The sequence below is a fragment of the Tepidicella xavieri genome, from assembly GCF_004363315.1.
Classification (GTDB): domain Bacteria; phylum Pseudomonadota; class Gammaproteobacteria; order Burkholderiales; family Burkholderiaceae_C; genus Tepidicella; species Tepidicella xavieri.
This window is the reverse complement of the sequence record NZ_SNYL01000003.1, coordinates 20,842-23,341: the sequence shown is the minus strand read 5'-3', so window position 1 is coordinate 23,341 and position 2,500 is coordinate 20,842. Positions and strand designations below refer to the sequence as shown.

Genomic DNA, 2,500 nt, shown 5'->3' with positions numbered 1-2,500 from the left:
TGGGTGTAGACCCGAAACCAGGTGATCTATCCATGTCCAGGATGAAGGTGCCGTAACAGGTACTGGAGGTCCGAACCCACTGCTGTTGCAAAAGCAGGGGATGAGGTGTGGATAGGGGTGAAAGGCTAAACAAACCTGGAAATAGCTGGTTCTCTCCGAAAACTATTTAGGTAGTGCCTCAAGTATTGCCTGCGGGGGTAGAGCACTGTTTTGGCTAGGGGGTCATGGCGACTTACCAAACCAAGGCAAACTCCGAATACCGCAGAGCAGAGCTTGGGAGACAGTGCACCGGGTGCTAACGTCCGGACACGAGAGGGAAACAACCCAGACCGCCAGCTAAGGTCCCTAAAATTGGCTAAGTGGGAAACGAAGTGGGAAGGCTAAAACAGTCAGGATGTTGGCTTAGAAGCAGCCATCATTTAAAGAAAGCGTAATAGCTCACTGATCGAGTCGTCCTGCGCGGAAGATGTAACGGGGCTCAAGCCAGTTACCGAAGCTGCGGATCTGCACGCGAGTGCAGGTGGTAGGAGAGCGTTCTGTAAGCCTGTGAAGGTGGCTTGAGAAGGCTGCTGGAGGTATCAGAAGTGCGAATGCTGACATGAGTAGCGTTAAAGCGGGTGAAAAGCCCGCTCGCCGTAAGCGCAAGGTTTCCTACGCAACGTTCATCGGCGTAGGGTGAGTCGGCCCCTAAGGCGAGGCAGAGATGCGTAGCTGATGGGAAGCAGGTCAACATTCCTGCACCGGCTGCAAGTGCGATGTGGGGACGGATCTTACTAGGTCATCCGGCGGTTGGAAGAGCCGGTTTAGGCAGAAGTAGGCGACACGTAGGCAAATCCGCGTGTCATATACCGAGGCTGTCGATCGAGCGGACTTGTTCGCGAAGTGACCAAACGGGGTCCCAGGAAAAGCCACTAAGCTTCAGCTTGCAGCTGACCGTACCGCAAACCGACACTGGTGCGCGAGATGAGTATTCTCAGGCGCTTGAGAGAACTCGGGAGAAGGAACTCGGCAAATTGACACCGTAACTTCGGAAGAAGGTGTGCCCTAGTAGTGTGTAGAGAACATCGAAGCATGAATGGGTTGCAAAAAATAGGTGGCTGCGACTGTTTACTAAAAACACAGCACTCTGCAAACACGAAAGTGGACGTATAGGGTGTGACGCCTGCCCGGTGCCGGAAGATTAATTGATGGGGTGCAAGCTCTTGATCGAAGTCCCGGTAAACGGCGGCCGTAACTATAACGGTCCTAAGGTAGCGAAATTCCTTGTCGGGTAAGTTCCGACCTGCACGAATGGCGTAACGATGGCCACACTGTCTCCTCCCGAGACTCAGCGAAGTTGAAATGTTTGTGATGATGCAATCTCCCCGCGGAAAGACGGAAAGACCCCATGAACCTTTACTGTAGCTTTGTATTGGACTTTGAACGGATCTGTGTAGGATAGGTGGGAGGCTTTGAAGGCAGGATGCTAGTTCTGCTGGAGCCGACGTTGAAATACCACCCTGGTGCGTTTGAGGTTCTAACCTGGCCCCCTGAATCGGGGGTGGGGACAGTGCATGGTAGGCAGTTTGACTGGGGCGGTCTCCTCCCAAAGCGTAACGGAGGAGTTCGAAGGTACGCTAGGCACGGTCGGACATCGTGCTCATAGTGCAATGGCATAAGCGTGCTTGACTGCGAGACTGACAAGTCGAGCAGGTGCGAAAGCAGGACATAGTGATCCGGTGGTTCTGTATGGAAGGGCCATCGCTCAACGGATAAAAGGTACTCTGGGGATAACAGGCTGATACCGCCCAAGAGTTCATATCGACGGCGGTGTTTGGCACCTCGATGTCGGCTCATCTCATCCTGGGGCTGTAGCCGGTCCCAAGGGTATGGCTGTTCGCCATTTAAAGAGGTACGTGAGCTGGGTTTAAAACGTCGTGAGACAGTTTGGTCCCTATCTTCCGTGGGCGCTGCAGATTTGAGGAAGCCTGCTCCTAGTACGAGAGGACCGGAGTGGACGCACCTCTGGTGTACCGGTTGTCACGCCAGTGGCATCGCCGGGTAGCTATGTGCGGAAGAGATAACCGCTGAAAGCATCTAAGCGGGAAACTCGTTCCAAGATGAGATCTGCCGGGGCCTCGAGCCCCCTGAAGGGTCGTTGTAGACCACGACGTGGATAGGCGGGGTGTGGAAGCGCAGCAATGCGTTAAGCTAACCCGTACTAATTGCCCGTGCGGCTTGACCCTATAATTTTGATCACGAAATCGCTGCAAAGAGAATGCATGCCGTATCGACTCGATACCGCATGAGTGATGCTGCCCAAGATCACGCAATCAAGAGCGGTTCGACTCTGTGAATTCGCCTGCAAGCCCCCAATCGCTTGCAGGCCACCCGTTATGCCTGACGACCATAGCAAGTTGGTCCCACTCCTTCCCATCCCGAACAGGACAGTGAAACGACTTCGCGCCGATGATAGTGCGGTCTCCCGTGTGAAAGTAGGTCATCGTCAGGCTGTTATGCC

The 2,500-nt window shown here is 54.1% G+C and carries 2 rRNA genes (1 of these 2 cut by a window edge); both read left to right on the top strand.

Annotation, left to right across the window (positions count from 1 at the left end):
- A 23S ribosomal RNA gene (locus DFR43_RS02995) occupies window positions 1-2,225 on the top strand; it begins 653 nt to the left of the window's first position.
- Between the two features lie 153 nt (window positions 2,226-2,378).
- Window positions 2,379-2,491, top strand: a 5S ribosomal RNA gene (gene rrf, locus DFR43_RS02990).
- Window positions 2,492-2,500 lie beyond the last annotated feature (9 nt).